The sequence below is a fragment of the Caulobacter flavus genome, from assembly GCF_003722335.1.
Taxonomy (GTDB): domain Bacteria; phylum Pseudomonadota; class Alphaproteobacteria; order Caulobacterales; family Caulobacteraceae; genus Caulobacter; species Caulobacter flavus.
In genome coordinates, this window is record NZ_CP026100.1 from 1,048,570 (window position 1) to 1,064,481 (window position 15,912).

General features: G+C 70.9%; 19 protein-coding genes. 8 read left to right on the forward strand and 11 right to left on the reverse strand.

The genetic code is table 11. The features are described from left to right. Positions 1 to 101 precede the first annotated feature (101 nt). Entirely contained in the window at positions 102 to 890 is a 789-nt protein-coding gene (locus C1707_RS04985; RefSeq protein WP_101713572.1) for an alpha/beta hydrolase, read from the forward strand. Between the two features lie 200 nt (positions 891 to 1,090). On the opposite strand, the gene C1707_RS04990 is transcribed toward C1707_RS04985, so the two are convergent. From C1707_RS04990 to C1707_RS05010, 5 genes are all read right to left on the reverse strand, one after another. Next, positions 1,091 to 1,369: an HPr family phosphocarrier protein gene (locus C1707_RS04990; RefSeq protein WP_101713573.1), complete on the reverse strand. Its 279-nt coding sequence runs from the start codon at positions 1,367 to 1,369 to the stop codon at positions 1,091 to 1,093. Then, positions 1,366 to 1,770 carry a PTS sugar transporter subunit IIA gene (locus C1707_RS04995; RefSeq protein ID WP_101713574.1) on the reverse strand — a complete coding sequence of 135 codons (405 nt, stop codon included), beginning with the start codon at positions 1,768 to 1,770 and terminating at the stop codon, positions 1,366 to 1,368. Before C1707_RS04995 ends, C1707_RS04990 begins: the two co-directional genes overlap by 4 nt. A gap of 75 nt (positions 1,771 to 1,845) precedes the next feature. Beyond that, on the reverse strand, positions 1,846 to 2,280 hold the full coding sequence (locus C1707_RS05000) for an HPr kinase/phosphorylase (RefSeq protein WP_101713575.1): 435 nt from the start codon (positions 2,278 to 2,280) through the stop codon (positions 1,846 to 1,848). Next, positions 2,277 to 3,968, reverse strand: a complete 1,692-nt coding sequence (locus tag C1707_RS05005) for an ATP-binding protein (RefSeq protein WP_101713576.1) — start codon at positions 3,966 to 3,968, stop codon at positions 2,277 to 2,279. Before C1707_RS05005 ends, C1707_RS05000 begins: the two co-directional genes overlap by 4 nt. Further along, complete coding sequence (locus C1707_RS05010) at positions 3,937 to 4,650, reverse strand: response regulator transcription factor (protein ID WP_058348723.1); 714 nt, start codon at positions 4,648 to 4,650, stop codon at positions 3,937 to 3,939. Before C1707_RS05010 ends, C1707_RS05005 begins: the two co-directional genes overlap by 32 nt. A gap of 230 nt (positions 4,651 to 4,880) precedes the next feature. Here C1707_RS05010 and C1707_RS05015 point away from each other — a divergent pair, with 230 nt between their 5' ends. The 3 genes from C1707_RS05015 to C1707_RS05025 all read left to right on the forward strand — a co-directional run bounded on the left by C1707_RS05015 (position 4,881) and on the right by C1707_RS05025 (position 7,346). After that, complete coding sequence (locus C1707_RS05015) at positions 4,881 to 6,587, forward strand: hypothetical protein (protein WP_101713577.1); 1,707 nt, start codon at positions 4,881 to 4,883, stop codon at positions 6,585 to 6,587. A 69-nt stretch (positions 6,588 to 6,656) separates the two neighbouring features. Then, positions 6,657 to 6,968, forward strand: coding sequence for an EthD family reductase (locus tag C1707_RS05020; protein WP_101713578.1), 312 nt, complete (start codon positions 6,657 to 6,659; stop codon positions 6,966 to 6,968). A gap of 66 nt (positions 6,969 to 7,034) precedes the next feature. Next, positions 7,035 to 7,346 carry an EthD family reductase gene (locus C1707_RS05025; protein WP_101713579.1) on the forward strand — a complete coding sequence of 104 codons (312 nt, stop codon included), beginning with the start codon at positions 7,035 to 7,037 and terminating at the stop codon, positions 7,344 to 7,346. Between the two features lie 166 nt (positions 7,347 to 7,512). On the opposite strand, the gene pseC is transcribed toward C1707_RS05025, so the two are convergent. After that, on the reverse strand, positions 7,513 to 8,673 hold the full coding sequence (gene pseC / locus C1707_RS05030) for a UDP-4-amino-4,6-dideoxy-N-acetyl-beta-L-altrosamine transaminase (RefSeq protein ID WP_101713580.1): 1,161 nt from the start codon (positions 8,671 to 8,673) through the stop codon (positions 7,513 to 7,515). Beyond that, complete coding sequence (gene pseB, locus C1707_RS05035; RefSeq protein ID WP_101713581.1) at positions 8,670 to 9,710, reverse strand: UDP-N-acetylglucosamine 4,6-dehydratase (inverting); 1,041 nt, start codon at positions 9,708 to 9,710, stop codon at positions 8,670 to 8,672. Before pseB ends, pseC begins: the two co-directional genes overlap by 4 nt. A gap of 118 nt (positions 9,711 to 9,828) precedes the next feature. On the opposite strand from pseB, the gene C1707_RS05040 reads away from it, so the two are divergent. Then, positions 9,829 to 10,233, forward strand: a complete 405-nt coding sequence (locus C1707_RS05040; protein WP_240633867.1) for a hypothetical protein — start codon at positions 9,829 to 9,831, stop codon at positions 10,231 to 10,233. Here C1707_RS05040 and C1707_RS05045 read toward each other — a convergent pair. Then, positions 10,230 to 10,682, reverse strand: coding sequence for a nucleoside deaminase (locus C1707_RS05045; protein ID WP_101713583.1), 453 nt, complete (start codon positions 10,680 to 10,682; stop codon positions 10,230 to 10,232). The two genes, C1707_RS05040 and C1707_RS05045, sit on opposite strands and share 4 nt — an antisense overlap. A 122-nt stretch (positions 10,683 to 10,804) precedes the next feature. On the opposite strand from C1707_RS05045, the gene C1707_RS05050 reads away from it, so the two are divergent. After that, positions 10,805 to 12,073, forward strand: coding sequence for a pseudouridine synthase (locus C1707_RS05050; RefSeq protein ID WP_101713584.1), 1,269 nt, complete (start codon positions 10,805 to 10,807; stop codon positions 12,071 to 12,073). A gap of 6 nt (positions 12,074 to 12,079) precedes the next feature. On the opposite strand, the gene C1707_RS05055 is transcribed toward C1707_RS05050, so the two are convergent. Both C1707_RS05055 and C1707_RS05060 read right to left on the reverse strand, forming a co-directional pair. Continuing rightward, positions 12,080 to 12,751 (reverse strand): CDP-alcohol phosphatidyltransferase family protein, encoded by a 672-nt coding sequence (locus C1707_RS05055; protein ID WP_101713585.1) that lies wholly within the window; start codon positions 12,749 to 12,751, stop codon positions 12,080 to 12,082. Then, the gene (locus C1707_RS05060; protein WP_101713586.1) at positions 12,748 to 13,128 is read right to left on the reverse strand and encodes a hypothetical protein; all 381 of its coding nucleotides are present in this window, start codon (positions 13,126 to 13,128) and stop codon (positions 12,748 to 12,750) included. The genes C1707_RS05055 and C1707_RS05060 overlap by 4 nt, the downstream gene beginning before the upstream one ends. A gap of 72 nt (positions 13,129 to 13,200) precedes the next feature. Between C1707_RS05060 and C1707_RS05065 the strand changes: the two genes are divergently transcribed. Next, positions 13,201 to 14,187, forward strand: coding sequence for a phosphatidate cytidylyltransferase (locus C1707_RS05065; protein ID WP_101713587.1), 987 nt, complete (start codon positions 13,201 to 13,203; stop codon positions 14,185 to 14,187). Positions 14,188 to 14,199: 12 nt separating this feature from the next. Then, a complete protein-coding gene (locus C1707_RS05070; protein ID WP_101713588.1) occupies positions 14,200 to 14,871 on the forward strand; it encodes a lysophospholipid acyltransferase family protein in 672 nt (223 codons plus the stop codon). A 10-nt stretch (positions 14,872 to 14,881) separates the two neighbouring features. Here C1707_RS05070 and C1707_RS05075 read toward each other — a convergent pair whose 3' ends face one another. Beyond that, positions 14,882 to 15,814: a CPBP family intramembrane glutamic endopeptidase gene (locus C1707_RS05075; RefSeq protein ID WP_240633868.1), complete on the reverse strand. Its 933-nt coding sequence runs from the start codon at positions 15,812 to 15,814 to the stop codon at positions 14,882 to 14,884. Between the last annotated feature and the right edge of the window lie 98 nt (positions 15,815 to 15,912).

Here is a 15,912-nt window from a genome sequence, read left to right on the forward strand (position 1 = left end):
AGGCAGACACGAAGGGCGGTCCTCACGGGCCGCCCTTTTCGTTTGCCGCCGAACCCGGGCGCCGCGATAAGCCGCGCGACAGCCCCGACAGGAGACGCGCCGTGCAGCAGCCGACCGAGATCATCGTCCTCAGCGACGGCCCGGCCAATGTCGTCGAAGGCGCCTGGCCGGACCGCACGATCGACCAGGTCACGCGGGCCGAGCTGCACGCCTTCCGCGTCAACGCGCCCAAGGGCCGGGTGCTGGTCTGCGCCGGCGGCGGCTATCTGCGGCTGATGCACGACCGCGAGGGCGTCGAGGCCGCGCTGTGGCTGAACGGCCTGGGCTACGACGCCTATGTGCTGGCCCACCGCCTGCCGGGCGCGGCGAGGAGCGACGGCGGCGTCCATCCCCTCGACATCGCCCTCACCGACGGGCAGGCGGCGCTGGCGGCGATCCCCGGCGACCTGCCGCGCTTCGTGCTGGGCCTGTCGTCGGGCGGCCACCTGGCCGGAACCCTGGCCTGCCAGCCGGGAACGGACCTCTCGGGCGTGCTGATCGGCTACGCCCCGATCAACGCCAACCACCGCGACTACAAGGCCCCGGCCGGCAAGCCCGACTACCCGCCGGCGGAGAAGCAGGCCTTCTACGACGCCTGGCCGATCGGGATCGCGGCCCAGCCGCACGGCGTTCCGGCCTGCCCGGTGTTCCTGGCCTACGCCCTGCTCGACGAGGCCGTGCCGGTCGAGCACGCGCTGAATTTCGTCAGGACCGCCCGCGACCTGAAGCTGGACCTCGACGCCCACGTGTTCGGCAAGGCCCCGCACGGCTTCGCCCTGCGCGAACTGGCCGGCACGCACGGGTCGTGGCCGGATCTGGCGGCGGGATGGATGGCGAAGAAGGTGGGCTGAGAGGGATAGGGCGCGGCCCACGCCCAACCTCCCGTCATTCCCGCCCTTGTGGCGGGAACCCCTCTATCAGCCGCAAGGGCGGATGGTGCGGCGTGCTCAGCACGCCGCTTGTATCTCACGTGCGACCGGAACCAGGGGTTCCCGCCACAAGGGCGGGAATGACGGGAGACAAAGGAAGGTCGGCGAGGGGCTAGAGCCCCCTACCGCTCCTCGTCGAAGCGGTTGCCGACCAGTTCGACCAGGGCGTCGACGGCGGCTTCGGCCTCGGGGCCTTCGGCGGCGATGTCGATGGTCGAGCCGATGCCGGCGGCCAGCATCATCAGGCCCATGATCGAGCGGGCGTCGACGCTGGAGCCCTCGCGGGCGACCTTGACCTCGGCGTCGAAGCCGGAGGCCAGCTTGACGAACTTGGCCGAGGCCCGGGCGTGCAGCCCGCGCTCGTTGATGATCTCGACCGTCGCCGCCGCCGTCTGACTCATTTCTCTCCCGCCAGCACGTACGAGGCCACGGAGATGTACTTGCGTCCAGCCTCCTGGGCGTGGGCGACGCAGGCGTCCAGGTCGTCGCGGGTGCGCACGCTGGCCAGCTTGATCAGCATCGGCAGGTTCAGCCCGGCGATGACCTCGGCGCGGGTCTGCTCCATCACCGAGATGGCCAGGTTGCTGGGCGTGCCGCCGAACATGTCGGTCAGCAGGATGACCCCCGCGCCGTCGTCGACGGCGGCGCAGGCCTTCAGGATGTCCGACCGGCGACGCTCCATGTCGTCTTCCGGCCCGATGCAGATGGCCTTCACCGCGGTCTGCGGCCCCACCACATGCTCCATGGCGGAAACGAATTCCTCCGCCAAACGCCCGTGCGTGACGATCACGAGCCCGATCATGCCTGGTCTCTCAAACGGGATCCCCTTCGCCCGAAACGGCAGGGAGGCGCCGCGCGGGCCGCCTTGATACGCTTGTTAGGGGGCGACTCCAAGATGCTCCAGCATCCTGGCGATCTTCGCGGGCGCGGCGGGTTCGAGCGGCCACAGCTCGAAAGCCGGCAAATCCAGCCCCAGAAGGCGTTCCGTGCGGGGCGGCGGCAGGCGTTCGACGCCGGACGGATCGTCGACGCAGCGCACCACCAGGGCGATTTCGGCGAACGGCAGGGCCGGTTCGGGCACGATCCCGAAGCCGCGAACCTCGGTCAGCCCCTTCAGCGGGTCGGGGGCGCGGCCGAAAAGCCGCCCCTCCGAGACGAAGGTCACCACCCGGTCGTCGGCCACCAGCCGAAAGCCCGCCGCCAGCGCCCGCAGCGCCAGGTCGCTCTTGCCGGCGCCCGAGGCGCCCTCGATCAGCACGCCGCGCCAGGTTCCGCCGACGCGGCGGGCCACCAGGCCCGCGTGACGGATCACTCGCGGCTTCCGTGGTGATGGTGGCCGTCACGGCCGTGATGGCCGTGGGCGTGTCCGTCGCGATGCTCGGGCAGTTCGACCACGAACCGCGCGCCGATCACCTGGCCGGCCTCGTCCTGGCGGTTCTCGGCATGGATCCGGCCGCCGTGCGCCTCGACGATCTGGCGTGCGATCGACAGGCCCAGGCCCGAATTTCCGCCGAACGCCCGCCCCTTGGGGCGCGAGGTGTAGAAGCGCTCGAAGATGGTCTCCAGGTTGTCGGGCGGAATGCCCGGGCCGTCGTCCTCGACCGTGACGACCAGCCGGCCGTTCTGGCGGACCAGCCCGACCCGCACCTCGCCGTCGCCAGCGCTGAACGAGCGGGCGTTGTCGATCAGGTTGCGGAACACCTGGCCGACGGGGATCTCGCGGGCCATCACCCGCGCCGCCCCCGACGGCGTGCCGGTCAGGCGGACGCGGACGCTGAACGGCGGCTCCTCGCCGCGCACCTGGGCCTCGTAGATGGCGGTCGCCTCGGTCAGCAGGCGAGCCAGGTCGACGGCCTTGGGCAGTTCGCGCGACAGTTCCGCGTCGAGCCGCGAGGCGTTGGAGATGTCGGTGACCAGCCGGTCCAGCCGCCCGACGTCCTGCTGCAGTATGCCCAGCAGGCGCTGTCGGGCCTTGGCCTCGGTGACGAGGTCCAGGGTCTCGATCGCCGAGCGGATCGAGGTGAGCGGGTTCTTGATCTCGTGGGCCACGTCGGCGGCGAAGCGCTCGATGGCCCCCATCCGCTCGGACAGGGCCTCGGTCATCTCCTCCAGCGACCTGGAGAGGTCGCCGATCTCGTCGTTGCGGCGCGAGATGTCGGGCAGGCTGATGGCGCGCGCGCCCTCAAGGCGCACGTGGTCGGCCGCCCGGGCCATGCGCAGCACCGGCTGGGCCACCAGGCGGTGCAGAAGCACGCTGGAGACCAGCACCGCGCCCACCGCAACCAGCACGAAGGGCAGCAGGGCCTTGCGCTCGGCGCCGATGATCTCGTCGACGTCGCCGGCCTCGACGGTCAGCACGCCCAGCACGGCGCGGACGTGCTGGATGGGGATCGACACCGACACCACCCGCTCGCCGTTCTCGGCCAGGCGCACCTGCTTGACCGTCTCGCCCATGCGGGCGCGCTCGATCTCCTGCTCGAACTCGGCCTTGGCGCGCTCCAGGGCGCGGGGCTTGGCGTCCTTGTCCTGCAGCGACAGCCTAAAGCCGTTGTCTCCCGACTTGCGGGCCGGCGGCAGCACCTTCCACTCGACCCGGTCCTCGACCAGGTAGGAGTCGGCGAGCAGGCGGCCCTCGCCGTCATAGAGGCGGGCGCGCTGGGAATGACCGCTGAAGAACGACTGCAGGATGTCGTTGGCCGCCGCCACGTCGAGCGCCGGCTCGGGCTCGCCCACGGTGGCGGCCCGTTCGATGATGTTGGCGATCAGCTCGCCCTGGGTGCTGAGGCTGTCGATCCGGGCGTTGATCAGGCCGCTGCGCAGCTCGTTGAGCACCAGCGCCCCGACCACCAGTATGGCCAGGGCCAGCAGGTTCAGGCCGATGATCAGCCGCCCCAGCCGCGAGGCGCGCGGCCAGGTCAGCCGCCGCCGGTCGCGCGGCTCCGCCTCGGGCCCGGAGGCCGATCGGGCCTCAGGCTTCGCGGTAGCGGTAGCCGACGCCATACAGGGTTTCGATGGAATCGAACTCGGGGTCCACCTGGCGGAACTTCTTGCGCATCCGCTTGATGTGGCTGTCGATGGTGCGGTCGTCGACATAGACCTGATCGTCGTAGGCGGCGTCCATCAGGTTGTCGCGGCTCTTCACGAAGCCGGGGCGCTGGGCCAGCGACTGCAGCAGCAGGAACTCGGTGACCGTCAGGCGCACCGGCTTGCCGTCCCACAGGCTGTCGTGGCGGGCCGGGTCGAGCGTCAGCTTGCCGCGCTTCATGACCTTGGAGCCCGCGGCGCCGGCCGGACCGGGCGCGGCCGGGTCTTCCTCGTCGGGGCGGGCCCGGCGCAGCACGGCCTTCACGCGTTCGAGCAGCAGGCGCTGGCTGAACGGCTTGTGCATGTAGTCGTCGGCCCCGAGGTTGAAGCCGAGGATCTCGTCGATCTCGTCGTCCTTCGAGGTCAGCATGATGACCGGCGTCTCGGAGGACTGGCGCAGGCGGCGCAGCACTTCCATGCCGTCCATGCGCGGCATCTTGACGTCGAGGATCACGAGGTCCGGCGGATTGCTTTCCACCGCCTCCAGTCCAGAGACGCCGTCGTAATAGGCCTTCACCGTGTGGCCGTGGCTCTCCAGGGCCAGGGAGACCGAAGCGACGATGTTCTCGTCGTCGTCGATGAGCGTGATCTCGGCCAAGCCGTCTATTCCTCCGAATACCTTCCCGGCGATCCTATCGACCACCGCGCCCCGCTACAACGCACGGAGCGGCCAAGCTTTCCATCGCGCCTTTTCGAACTCCATTGCGGCCGGGGCGTGGCGGGCTTGGACACAGTTGCGGCAGCGGCGCCGAACGATGGTCTTCGCCTTTCAACCTCGCCTTAAGGTCTCGCAAGTCATAGTCACGATCCAGGAGCCCCATAAAGCCCATGAGCGACCAGGTCCATTACGAGCTATTCGTGCGCCGCAAGGTCGGCGCGCAATGGACTCTGGACATGGCCACCGAGATCCGCAGCCACGCCCTGGCCCAGGCCGAGGAAGTGCTGAACTCGGGCCGCGCCGTCGCCGTGCGGGTCTCGAAAGAGACGCTGGACCCCGAAACCCGCGAATTCCGCTCGATCTCGATCTTCACCAAGGGCCTCGTCGACGGCGGCAAGCCGAAGAAGCCGGTGGAGGAGATGGAGCCGCTGTGCGTGCAGCCGGCCGACCTCTACACCGCCCACGCCCGCGACCGCATCGGCCGCCTGCTGGAAAGCTGGCTGCAGCGCCACAAGGCCACGCCGTTCGAGCTGCTGCACCGTCCCGACCTCGTCGAGCAGCTGGAAGCCTCTGGCACCGACCTGCAGCACGCCCTGCAGAAGATCGCCATCCCCGAGGCCGAGGCCCGGGGCATGTCGGTCCACGAACTGATCCGCAACTTCCAGGGCCTGGTCGAGCGCTCGGTCGCCAACCTGATGAAGGCCTTCAAGAAGGGCCAGCTGCCGGACCTCGACAAGGAAGGCTTCGCGAAAGCCGCCGAGCGCCTGGCCGCCGATCCTGACCGCGCCTTCCTGCTGGGCGCGGGCGTAGCCGCCTCGATCGCGCCCGCCAAGGACTGGAGCGAGAAGATCGCCCGCCTGCTCGACCTGGCCGACGCCGCGCCGGCCGAGCCCAAGGCCCGCGCCGCGGCCCTGGCCGCCATCGAGACGCCGCTTGCCGAGATCATCGGCTCCAAGGCCGGCATGGCCGATTTGCTGAACACCGCCGACGACCTCGGCTCGACCCTGGCCGCCATGACCCGCCTGGCCGGCGGCGCGCAGGTCGAGGCCCTGATCAGGATCGAGGCCAGCGTGCGCGCCTGCATGCCCGAGCTGTCGGGCACCGCCAAGCGCCTGGGCCAATGGCTGTGCGGCGACAACTTCCCCACCGTCCGCGCCTCGATCGCCCGCCGGGTGCTGAAGGAGCTGAACGGCGTGCGCCGCCTGAAGCCGACCGACGCCGAGAGCGAGATCGAGCACCTGCGCGCCCTGGCCATGAGCCTGACGGCCGCCGCCGGCCGCATCCTGCCGGCCGAGGACATCACCGCGGCCTTCACAACCCGCTCCAAGACCCTGCTCAACGGCGACTTCATCGAGGCCCTGCTGGGTCGCGACCGCTCGGCCCGCGAGGAGATCGTCATGCTGATCCGCCTGGCCGAGAACGTCATGGGCGCGGTCAACAAGCGCCACGCGGCCCGCTGGCTGTCGGCCAACATCCAGGCCATGCGCTTCGAGAAGGAGATGCGCCAGGGTCCCGACACCCCGTCGGTGAAGCTGGCGTCGCTGGCGGCGCTGCAGAAGTCGCTGACCCGTTCGGGCCTGGTGATGGAAGACTACGAGCCGCTGTGCGCCAAGCTCGGCGAAGTCGGCGGCATGGTCGAGGCCGACGCCCGCCTGCTGTCGCTGCTGGTCCGCGCGCCCGCGCCCCTGCCCCAGCGCCTGGCCCTGCTGGCCCGGCTGGCGAGCGGCGAGGCCGGCCCCACCGGCCCGGTCGCCGACCGCGCCCGGGTCGAGGCCCTCAAGCTGGCCCGCGCCCCGGAAGCCCGCGAAGCCCTGGCCGCCAGCCCCGAAACGCTGGACTTGCTCAAGGGCCTGGTCCAGCAGCAACAGGCGGCCTGAGGCCCCTCCCAAGCTTGTCCGTGCGCGCCCGCGCCCCCAAGTCTGTGGCCCCAAGCCACGGAGCCCGTCATGGCCGTCTTCACCGTCCTCTATCCCGCCCGCGACGGCGCGAGGTTCGATCACGACTACTACAAGGCGGTGCACATCCCGCTGGCCGAAAAGGCCTTCGGCCCGACGGGCCTGACGGACTCCAGGATCTTCCGCGGCGTGCCCGGGCCGGACGGCTCGCCGCCGCCGTTCGTGGCCATGGTGCATCTGACCTTCCGCGACGCCGCGGCCCTGCAGGCTTCGCTGGGCGGCCCCGAGGCTCCCGCGATCCAGGCCGACGTCGCCAACTTCACCGACATCACGCCGGTGATCCAGATCAGCGTCGAGCCGTAGAGGCCTTCAAGCTTGACCGGCGGGCGCGGGCGGCCAATCTGTCGCCCCGCCCGTCCGGAGGTCGCCATGGCCTTCATCAGCATCGTCTATCCGGCCCGCGACGGCGCCCGCTTCGACCACGACTACTACGCCCAGACCCACATCCGCATGGTGCGCGAGGCCTTGGCGGAGACCGGTCTGCTGGACGCCCGGGTCTATCGCGGGGTGTCGGCCCTGGACGGCGGCCCCGCGCCGTTCGTGGCGATGGCGCACCTGACCTTCCGGGACGAGGCGGCCATGCGCGCCTGCCTGGACAGCCCCGTCGCGCCCGCCCTGCACGCCGACGTGGCCAACTTCACCGACATCGCGCCGGTCATCGAGATCTACGCGGCGGGCTGACCGCGCCCAACACCCCGAGGTTCGCTTCCCTCGCCCTTGTGGCGAGGGCCCATGCCGGCGACCGCTCAGACCTCGGTCCACCTGGAAAGGTTTGAGCAGGCTGAACCATGGGTCCTAGGCACAAGGCCTAGGAAGGCGTGAAAGAGAGCGGAACAACGTAGCCCCCTCAGACCCCCAACGCCCTCGCCAGGGCCTCGACGACCCGCTGGGGGTCCTCGTCCTCCATGCCCGGATAGAGCGGCAGGGTCAGGCAGCGGCCATACCAGGCGTCGGCGCCGGGCAGATCAGCCAGGCCATACCGGTTCACATAGTAGGGCTGGCGGTGCACCGGAATGTAGTGAACCTGGCTGCCGATCCCTTGCGCCTTCAAGCTTTCGACCACCGCCGCGCGGGTGGTCATGGCCGCCTCGAAGTCGATGAGCACGGTCAACAGGTGCAAGGCCGGGTCGGACCAGGCCGGACGGGCCGCCAGCCTGACCAGCGGCGACAACGGCGCCAGCAGGGTCTCGTAGCGCGCCGTCAGCGCGCGGCGACGCTCGGCGAAGCGGTCCAGCTTGGACAGCTGCGAGACGCCCAGGGCGCACAGCACGTCGGGGATGCGGTAGTTGAAGCCCAGCTCCGGCATCTCGTAGACCCAGGGCTCGGCGCCCGCGGGACGCACCATCCCGTGGCCGCGCAGAGACCGGGCCTTGGCCGCCAGGGCCGCGTCGTTGGTGGTCAGCATGCCGCCCTCGCCGGTGGCGAGCGTCTTGACCGGATGGAACGAGAAGCTGGCGAAGGCCGAATAGGCGCCGTCGCCGACGGCGTGGATCTCGTTCCCGAAGGTCGCGGTCGAGCCCAGGGCGTGCGGCGCGTCCTCGACCAGCACCGCGCCGGCGGCGCTGGCCATGGCCTTCAGGGCCGGCAGGTCGCAGACGTCGCCGCGCAGGTGCACCGGCAGCACGGCCCGAACCCGGCGGTCGCCCGCCCGGGCCAGGGCGTCGGCCAGGGTGTCGGGCGTCATCAGGCCGCTGTCGGGATCGACGTCGGCGAACACCACCTCGGCCCCGACGTAGCGGGCGCAGTTGGCGGTGGCCAGGAAGGTGACCGACGGGGCGATGCAGACGTCGCCCTCGCCCACCCCCAGGGCCATCATGGCCAGGTGCAGGGTCGCCGTGCCGTTGGAGACGGCGATCGCGTGCTCGGCGCCGACCTTGGCCTTGAAGGCCGTCTCGAAGGCCTCGACCGTCGGGCCGGTGGTCAGGAAATCGGCGCGTAGGGCCTGCGCCACGGCGGCGATGTCGTCGTCCTCGATCGTCTGCCGGCCGTAGGGAAGAAAGCCGCTCATCGCGCGGCCTTCTCCTCCAGCATGGCCAGCAGGCCTTCGGGGCTCAGCCAGTCGTGGTTGTTGTCGCTGCTGTAGGAGAAGTCCTCGTCCACCCGCCTGGCGCCGTCGGCCTCGGAATAGGGGACGCGGCCGAACTCGGCGAAGTTGGGCTCGATGGCGAAGCGGTCGTCGAACTCGACGGTCGCGCGGGCGTCGTCGGCGCTGATCATGATCTCGTGCAGCTTCTCGCCGGGGCGGATGCCGATGACCTTGACCCCCGCCGTCGGCGACATGGCCTTGACCAGGTCGGGCATGGCCATCGACGGGATCTTGGGCACGAAGATCTCGCCGCCGCGCATCAGGTTCAGCGACGACAGCACGAAGTCGACGCCTTCGTTCAGCGTGATCCAGAAGCGGGTCATGCGCGGATCGGTGATCGGCAGCTCGGTCGCGCCCTGGTCCAGCAAGCGGCGGTACAGCGGCACCACGCTGCCGCGCGAGCCGACCACGTTGCCGTAGCGCACGACGCAGAAGCGGGTGCCGATGTCGCCCGACAGGTTGTTGGCGGCCACGAAGGTCTTGTCCGAGGCCAGCTTGGTCGCGCCGTAGAGGTTGGTCGGGTTGCAGGCCTTGTCGGTCGACAGGGCCACCACCTGCTTGACGTGGTTGTTGAGGCTGGCCCAGACCACGTTCTCGGCGCCCAGCACGTTGGTGTGGATGCATTCGGAAGGGTTGTACTCGGCGGCCGGCACCTGCTTGAGCGCCGCGGCGTGGATGACGATGTCGACCCCGCGCAGCGCCAGGGTCAGCCGCTCGCGGTCGCGCACGTCGCCGAGGAAGAAGCGCAGCTTGGCGAAGTCGGCCTCGTCGAACTGCTCGCGCAGCTCCAGCTGCATGTCGCTCTGCTTCAGCTCGTCGCGGGAATAGATGATGACCTTGCGCGGGCTCGACCGCTTCAGGACCGTCTCGATGAAGCGCCGGCCGAACGAACCGGTGCCGCCGGTGACCAGGATCACCTTGCCGTCAAGGTCGAGGGATTGCGGTGAAAAGCGTCCCAAGATCAGCCTCCTCGCACCCGCCGCGCGCGCATCTGACGCACGGGGAATCTAGGTTAACGCGTTTGTGCGGCGCCAGACGTAAAGAGGACGTCAACCACGACGGGTTATGCGGAGAGCCATGCGCCGCATCCTCGCCCTCCTCGCCGCCGTCCTGACGCTCGCCGGTCTTTGCGCCTCGCCCGCCCTGGCCAGCGGCGGCGAAGCCAAGAAGGAGGCGCCGCCGACCTATTTCGCCCTGCCGACCATCACCGCCACGGCGATCCGCCGCGACGGCCGCAAGGGCGTCATGACCCTGGAGACCGGCATCGAGGCCAAGGACCCCAAGGTCATGGAACACGCCCAGGCCTCTACCCCGCGCCTGCGCGCGGCCTTCGCCCAGGTGCTGATGACCTATACCTCGGGCCTGCGCCGCGGCGTGCCGCCCGACCTCGACTATGTCGGCGCCGAGATGCAGAAGGCCGCCGACAGGGTGCTGGGCCGCAAGGGCGCGCGCGTCCTGCTCGGCTCGGCGATGGTGAACTAGGCGCCGGACTTGGCCTTGCGCCGCGCGCGGAAGAACCCGCGCAGCAGATCCGCGCTTTCCTGAGCCATCACCCCGCCCGTCGTCTCCGGCCGCCAGTGGCAGGTCGGCTGGGCGAAGAACTTCGGACCGTGAACCACCGCTCCGCCCTTGGGATCGTCGGCGCCCCAGACCACCCGGCCGATGCGGGCGTGACTGATCGCCCCGGCGCACATGGCGCAGGGCTCCAGCGTCACCACCAGGGTCAGGTCGGTCAGCCGGTAGTTCTCGAGCCTGGCGGCCGCCAGGCGCATGGCCGCGATCTCGGCGTGGGCCGTCGGATCGTGGGCCGCGATCGGGCCGTTGCCGGCGACGGCGATCACCTCGCCGGTCTTCGGATCCAGGATCACCGCCCCCACCGGCGTCTCGCCGCGCTCGGCGGCCGCGCGGGCCTCCCGCAGGGCCAGGGCCATGGCGTCTTCGTCGGTGATGGAAAGGCCCTCCGGGTGCGAGGCTTGATCCTATGGCCGTTCGGCGCCATCACCACAAGCAGCCCATCGTGAGATGCGCCCCCTCCCATCGAAGGATCCAAGCCATGACCGACAAGTACCAGCCCGCCCTGCACGACGCCGTCGAGCACGACGCCGACGCCGAGGGCGGCGAGCGCGTCGCCAAGGCCCTGGCCCGCGCTGGCGTGGCCTCGCGGCGCGAGGTCGAGCGCCTGATCGAGGCCGGCAAGGTCGTGCTGAACGGCCAGGTGCTGACGACCCCGGCCGTGCGGGTGTTCCCCGGCGACCTGCTGGTCGTCGACGGCAAGCTGGTCGAGGACCGCCAGCCCACCCGCCTGTTCCGCTATCACAAGCCCACGGGCCTGGTGACCACCCACAACGATCCGGGCGGCCGCCCCACCGTGTTCGGCGCCCTGCCCCACGGCCTGCCGCGGGTGATCTCGGTCGGCCGCCTGGACCTGAACTCCGAGGGCCTGCTGCTGCTGACCAACGACGGCGAGCTGTCGCGCGCCCTGGAGATGCCGCAGAACGCCTGGACCCGCCGCTATCGCGCCCGCGCATTCGGCCACGCCACCCAGGAGACGCTGGACAGGCTGAAGGACGGCACGACCATCGAGGGCGTCCGCTACGGCCCGATCGAGGCCCGTCTCGACAAGGCCCAGGACAAGGCCGGCGGCGGCCGCAACGTCTGGATCACGGTCACCCTGTCGGAAGGCAAGAACCGCGAGGTCCGCAAGGTGCTGGAGTCGGTGGGCCTGAAGGTCAACCGCCTGATCCGCCTGTCCTACGGCCCGTTTGCCCTGGGCACGCTGCAGGCCGGGCAGGTCGAGGAGGTCGGCCCCCGGGTGATCCGCGAGCTGCTGGCCGGCGTCATCGCCGACGAGAACATGCCGCAAGGCGACAAGCCGCAGTTCATCGGCGTCGCCGACCCGCTGCACGCGCCCGGCGTCGCCAAGGACGGCGAACGCCTGCGCGGCGGCGAGATCCAGCGCCGCGCCCCCACCGGTCGCGCCCCGCAGATCGCCACGCCCAAGGTCGAGGAGCCCAAGAAGGTCTACAAGGCCGGCTGGGCCAAGGCCAAGATCCGCACCGACGGCCACAAGGCCAAGACGCACAGGCCCAAGTCGATCGACACCAAGTTCGTCACCGAGGCGCCCGGACGCGGCAAGCCCGGCGCGAAGGGCGTTGCGAGCAAAGGCGCGGCGGGCAAGCCGGGCGCTCGCCCCGCCGGCAAGGCCGCTCCGCAAGGCGCTGTGCGCGGCAACGTGGCTCCGGCGCGTTCGGGCAAGCCGGCCGGCTTCAAGGGCCCGCGCCCGACCGGCGCCAAGCCCGCGCCGCGTGGTCCCAAGCGGTAAGGCCCGCTAGCGCCGGCCGGCCAGCCGCGCGGCCAGGGCGCCCGTGCGGCGCACGACGGTGACCAGGGTTCCGACCGCGATCACCGCCAGGCCAACGGCCAGCACCTCGCCCCGGCCGCGCCACAGCGGCTCGAAGGCGGCGATCGCGCAGGTCGCCGTCAGGGCCGCCATGCGGTGCGGCTTGGCCATCGGGCCCGAGAAGTCGGCGGGAAAGCCCAGCCCCCGGCCAAGCTCGCGCACATAGGCCGTCAGCATGGCCAGGGCCGCGCAGATCCAGCCCAGGGCCGGACCGCCGGAAAAGCCGGCGCTCATCGCGCCATAACCGGCCCCGGCCAGGAACAGCACGTCGGCGACGCGGTCGGGCAGTTCGTTCCAGATCGGCCCGTAGGGACTGGAGCGCCCGTGCTCCACGGCCACCATGCCGTCGAGCAGGTTGCAGGCCAGCCGCAGCTGCACGCAGGTGGCGCCCAGCACCAGGCAGGCCGAGCGCCAGCCGCCCTCGACGCCGCCGCTGGCCGCCAGCAGGGCGGCGCCCAGCACCGCGAAGGCCAGGCCCAGGCCCGAGATGGCGTCGGCGGCGATCCCCTTGCCGGCGATGGCGGCGGCCAGCCGTCCGGCCCAGGCCGCGCCCCGCGTCTTCAGCGGCCGTCGATTGGTCAGGTCGGGAGCATCGGTCATGGCGCGGTCTTCCTCCGGTCGGCGACCAGGCGGGCGTTGTAGGCGACGGCGTAGAGCGTCGACATCGTCCAGGGAAAGGCGATGGTGGCCAGAAGTTCCGGCGTGCCGATCAGGCGATGGACGATGGTCAGGGTCGCCAGGATGGCGCTGGCGGTGATCGCCGGCGGCAGGGCCAGGGCGACGAAGCCGGAGAACCGGCCGTCCAGACGCTCCAGCGTCTTCTTCAGCAGCGCCGTCAGGCCCGCCGACAACAGGCCCTGGGCGATGGCGGGTCCCCACACCAGGCCATGGGCGTGGTTGGCCCACAGGGTCCAGCCGCCCATCAGCAAAAAGCCGAAGGCGGCGTGGACCAGGCTGGAGCGCAGCAGGCGCGGCATCAGCGAAAAACTCCCCGGCTCGTAACCGTCGCCAACTAGGCTATACCGGGAGTAGTGCGAACGGGAGCGTCCATGGACTTCGTCGGCGATCTGACCGGACACGCAGGCCGTTTCCTGGCCGCCCAGCCCGCGCCGCTGCTGGCGGGCCTGGCCGGCGTGGTGGTCCTGCTGGGCGTAGCCAGCGCCATCGCCGCCGTGCTGCCGCGCCTGAAGCCCGGCAAGTCGTACGAGGAGCTGCGGCTGCGCATCGTCTCGTGGTGGGGGATGGTGGCGCTGCTGGCCGGCGCACTGCTGCTGGGCTGGCAGGCCACCACCGCCGTCTTCGCCTTCATCTCGTTCCTGGCCCTGCGCGAGTTCCTGTCGCTGGCCGTGCGCCGGCGCGAGGACCGGCCGGCGATCCTGGCGGCCTATCTGTGCCTGGCGGCCGCCTACGGCTTCATCTTCGCCGACCGCTACATGTTCTACCTGGTGTTCATCCCGGTGTGGGTGTTCCTGGGGTTGCCGGCGCTGATGGCCCTGATCGGCCAGACCAAGGGCTACCTGGCCAGCGCCGCCACCTTCCACTGGGGCCTGGTCACCTGCGTCTACAATCTCGGCTTCGTCGCCTTCCTGATGCGCGTGCCGAGCAGCGAGCACCTGCCGGCCGGCCCGGCGGGCCTGGTGTTCTTCCTGCTGCTGGCCACCGAGTTCAACGACGTGGCCCAATATGTCTGGGGCAAGCTCTTCGGCCGCCGCAAGATCCTGCCCAGCGTCAGCCCCAACAAGACCTGGGAAGGCTTCCTGGGCGGCTGGATCACCACCGCCGCCCTGATCTGGTTCGTCGGCCCGGTGTTCACCCCGCTGTCGGGCCACGGCCTGGCGTTCGTCGCCTTCGTGCTGCCGGCCGCGGGCTTCGCCGGCGACGTGACCATGAGCGCCATCAAGCGCGACATCGGCGTCAAGGACACCTCGCACGCCATTCCCGGCCATGGCGGGGTGCTGGACCGGGCCGACAGCCTGACCTTCACCGCCCCGCTGTACTTCCACCTGATGGCGCTGTTCGCGCTCGACCGGTTCTGATCTAGTCGTCGCGTGCGCCTGCTCCGCTTCCTCCTGCTCCTGCTCGTCGCCCGGCCGCTGGCGGTGCTGATGACCGGCGCCGACGTCTCCGGCCGCGAGCGCCTGCCGCTCAAGGGTCCGGCGATCATCGCCGCCAACCACGCCAGCCACGTCGACACCCTGCTGATGCTGTCGATCTTTCCGTCGCGGGCGGTGTCGAAGCTGCGGCCGGCGGCGGCGGCGGACTATTTCCTGCGCGACCCGGTGATCGGCTGGTTCTCGCGCCACGTGATCGGCATCGTGCCGGTGGCGCGCAGCAAGGCTGGCCGCCGCGCCGCCTCGGGCGACGGCGAGGACGTGCTGGCCCCGGCCCGCGCCGCCCTGGCGGCCGGCGAGATCGTGCTGGTCTTCCCCGAAGGCACGCGCGGCGACGGCGCGAGCGACGCCATGGGCCAGTTGAAGGGCGGCGTCGCCCGCCTGGCCGAGGCCTTCCCCGACGCTCCGGTGATCCCGGTGTGGATCCAGGGCGCGGGCCGGGTGCTGCCCAAGGGCGCCAGCGTGCCGGTGCCGCTGAACTGCGCTGTGCTGGTGGGCGAACCGGTGACCTGGACCGGCAAGCGGACGGCCTTCATGGACGCCCTGCGCGAGGCGATGCTGGCCCTGAAGGCCCAGGCCCCGCCGCTGCGCTGGTCGGACGAGCCCTGAAGACCAGGATCTAGGCCGTCGCCACCCCGGCCCAGCGCGACAGGCGCGGCGTGCGGGCCACCAGCTCGGCCATCCCGACATAGATCCCCAGCATCACCGCCGAGATCGGCAGCACCTCCCAGCGGAAGGGGTGCGGCGGCTCGGGCGCCAGGGTCATGGGCTGCAGGAACAGCAGGATGACGATGTTGTTGGCCGCGTGGGCGCCGACCGCGAACTCGACGCCGCCCAGGCGCAGGGTGGCCCAGGCCAGGCCGATCCCCAGGACCGTCCGCACCAGGAAGGCGTCGGGATTGGGATCGAAGTGGATCAGCGAGAAGAGCACGCCGTTGATCAGCAGGATCAGGCCCACCCGGCGGGTGAAGGCGGCGGTCGTCTTCAGCAGCCAGCCGCGGAACACCAGCTCCTCGGCCGCGGCGGCCAGCAGCAGCAGGCCCACGGCGCTGACGGCGTGGACGAGACGACCGTCCAGCGTGGTGGTCAGGGTCAGGATCGGCGTGGGCGGCGCGGTGGGGTCCAGGCGGGCGCTGGCCGCCAGCAGCGGGCCGACGGTCAGGGCGAACAGGGCCAGGCCCAGCAGGGTCAGGCGCCAGCGATAGGCCGGCGCGCTGGTCAGGTAGCTGCGCAGGCGACGCTCGTGCAGCAACGCCGCCACGCCGGTGAAGGCCACGGCCATGCCGCCGTTGGTGGCGGTCACCAGGCACAGCACGAACAGCAGGGTGATCAGGTCCAGACCGCCGGCCTTGGGATTGGCCAGCGACTGGAAGAGCGCGACGGCCTGGTCGAAACCGCCGTCCAGCAGGCCGGTGAACAGGGCCATGACGAAGACGCCGCCGATCACCGCGGCGAGGATGGCCGCGACCACCCCGACCGGCAGGCTCAGCAGAACCCGCCCGATGCGCCGGTCAGCCGGCGTCAGGTCGTCCAGAAACGCCGAACGTCTCACGTCCTCGAACACAGCCGCCCAATCCAACACAGCACCCGCTTCCTCGCTAAAGGGGCGCGAGGCGAAGGAAAAGAGGTTTCGCGCGATGTCGGTCCACG

Coding starts and splice junctions, on each gene's coding strand:
- C1707_RS04995 (WP_101713574.1), bottom strand. CDS start 1,770: ATGATCGGGCTCGTGATCGTCACGCACGGGCGTTTGGCGGAGGAATTC.
- C1707_RS04990 (WP_101713573.1), bottom strand. CDS start 1,369: ATGAGTCAGACGGCGGCGGCGACGGTCGAGATCATCAACGAGCGCGGG.
- C1707_RS05055 (WP_101713585.1), bottom strand. CDS start 12,751: ATGACCGATGCTCCCGACCTGACCAATCGACGGCCGCTGAAGACGCGG.
- C1707_RS05025 (WP_101713579.1), top strand. CDS start 7,035: ATGGCCTTCATCAGCATCGTCTATCCGGCCCGCGACGGCGCCCGCTTC.
- C1707_RS05050 (WP_101713584.1), top strand. CDS start 10,805: ATGACCGACAAGTACCAGCCCGCCCTGCACGACGCCGTCGAGCACGAC.
- C1707_RS05040 (WP_240633867.1), top strand. CDS start 9,829: ATGCGCCGCATCCTCGCCCTCCTCGCCGCCGTCCTGACGCTCGCCGGT.
- C1707_RS05005 (WP_101713576.1), bottom strand. CDS start 3,968: ATGGCGTCGGCTACCGCTACCGCGAAGCCTGAGGCCCGATCGGCCTCC.
- pseC (WP_101713580.1), bottom strand. CDS start 8,673: ATGAGCGGCTTTCTTCCCTACGGCCGGCAGACGATCGAGGACGACGAC.
- C1707_RS05065 (WP_101713587.1), top strand. CDS start 13,201: ATGGACTTCGTCGGCGATCTGACCGGACACGCAGGCCGTTTCCTGGCC.
- C1707_RS05060 (WP_101713586.1), bottom strand. CDS start 13,128: ATGCCGCGCCTGCTGCGCTCCAGCCTGGTCCACGCCGCCTTCGGCTTT.
- C1707_RS05015 (WP_101713577.1), top strand. CDS start 4,881: ATGAGCGACCAGGTCCATTACGAGCTATTCGTGCGCCGCAAGGTCGGC.
- C1707_RS05045 (WP_101713583.1), bottom strand. CDS start 10,682: ATGGCCCTGGCCCTGCGGGAGGCCCGCGCGGCCGCCGAGCGCGGCGAG.
- C1707_RS05020 (WP_101713578.1), top strand. CDS start 6,657: ATGGCCGTCTTCACCGTCCTCTATCCCGCCCGCGACGGCGCGAGGTTC.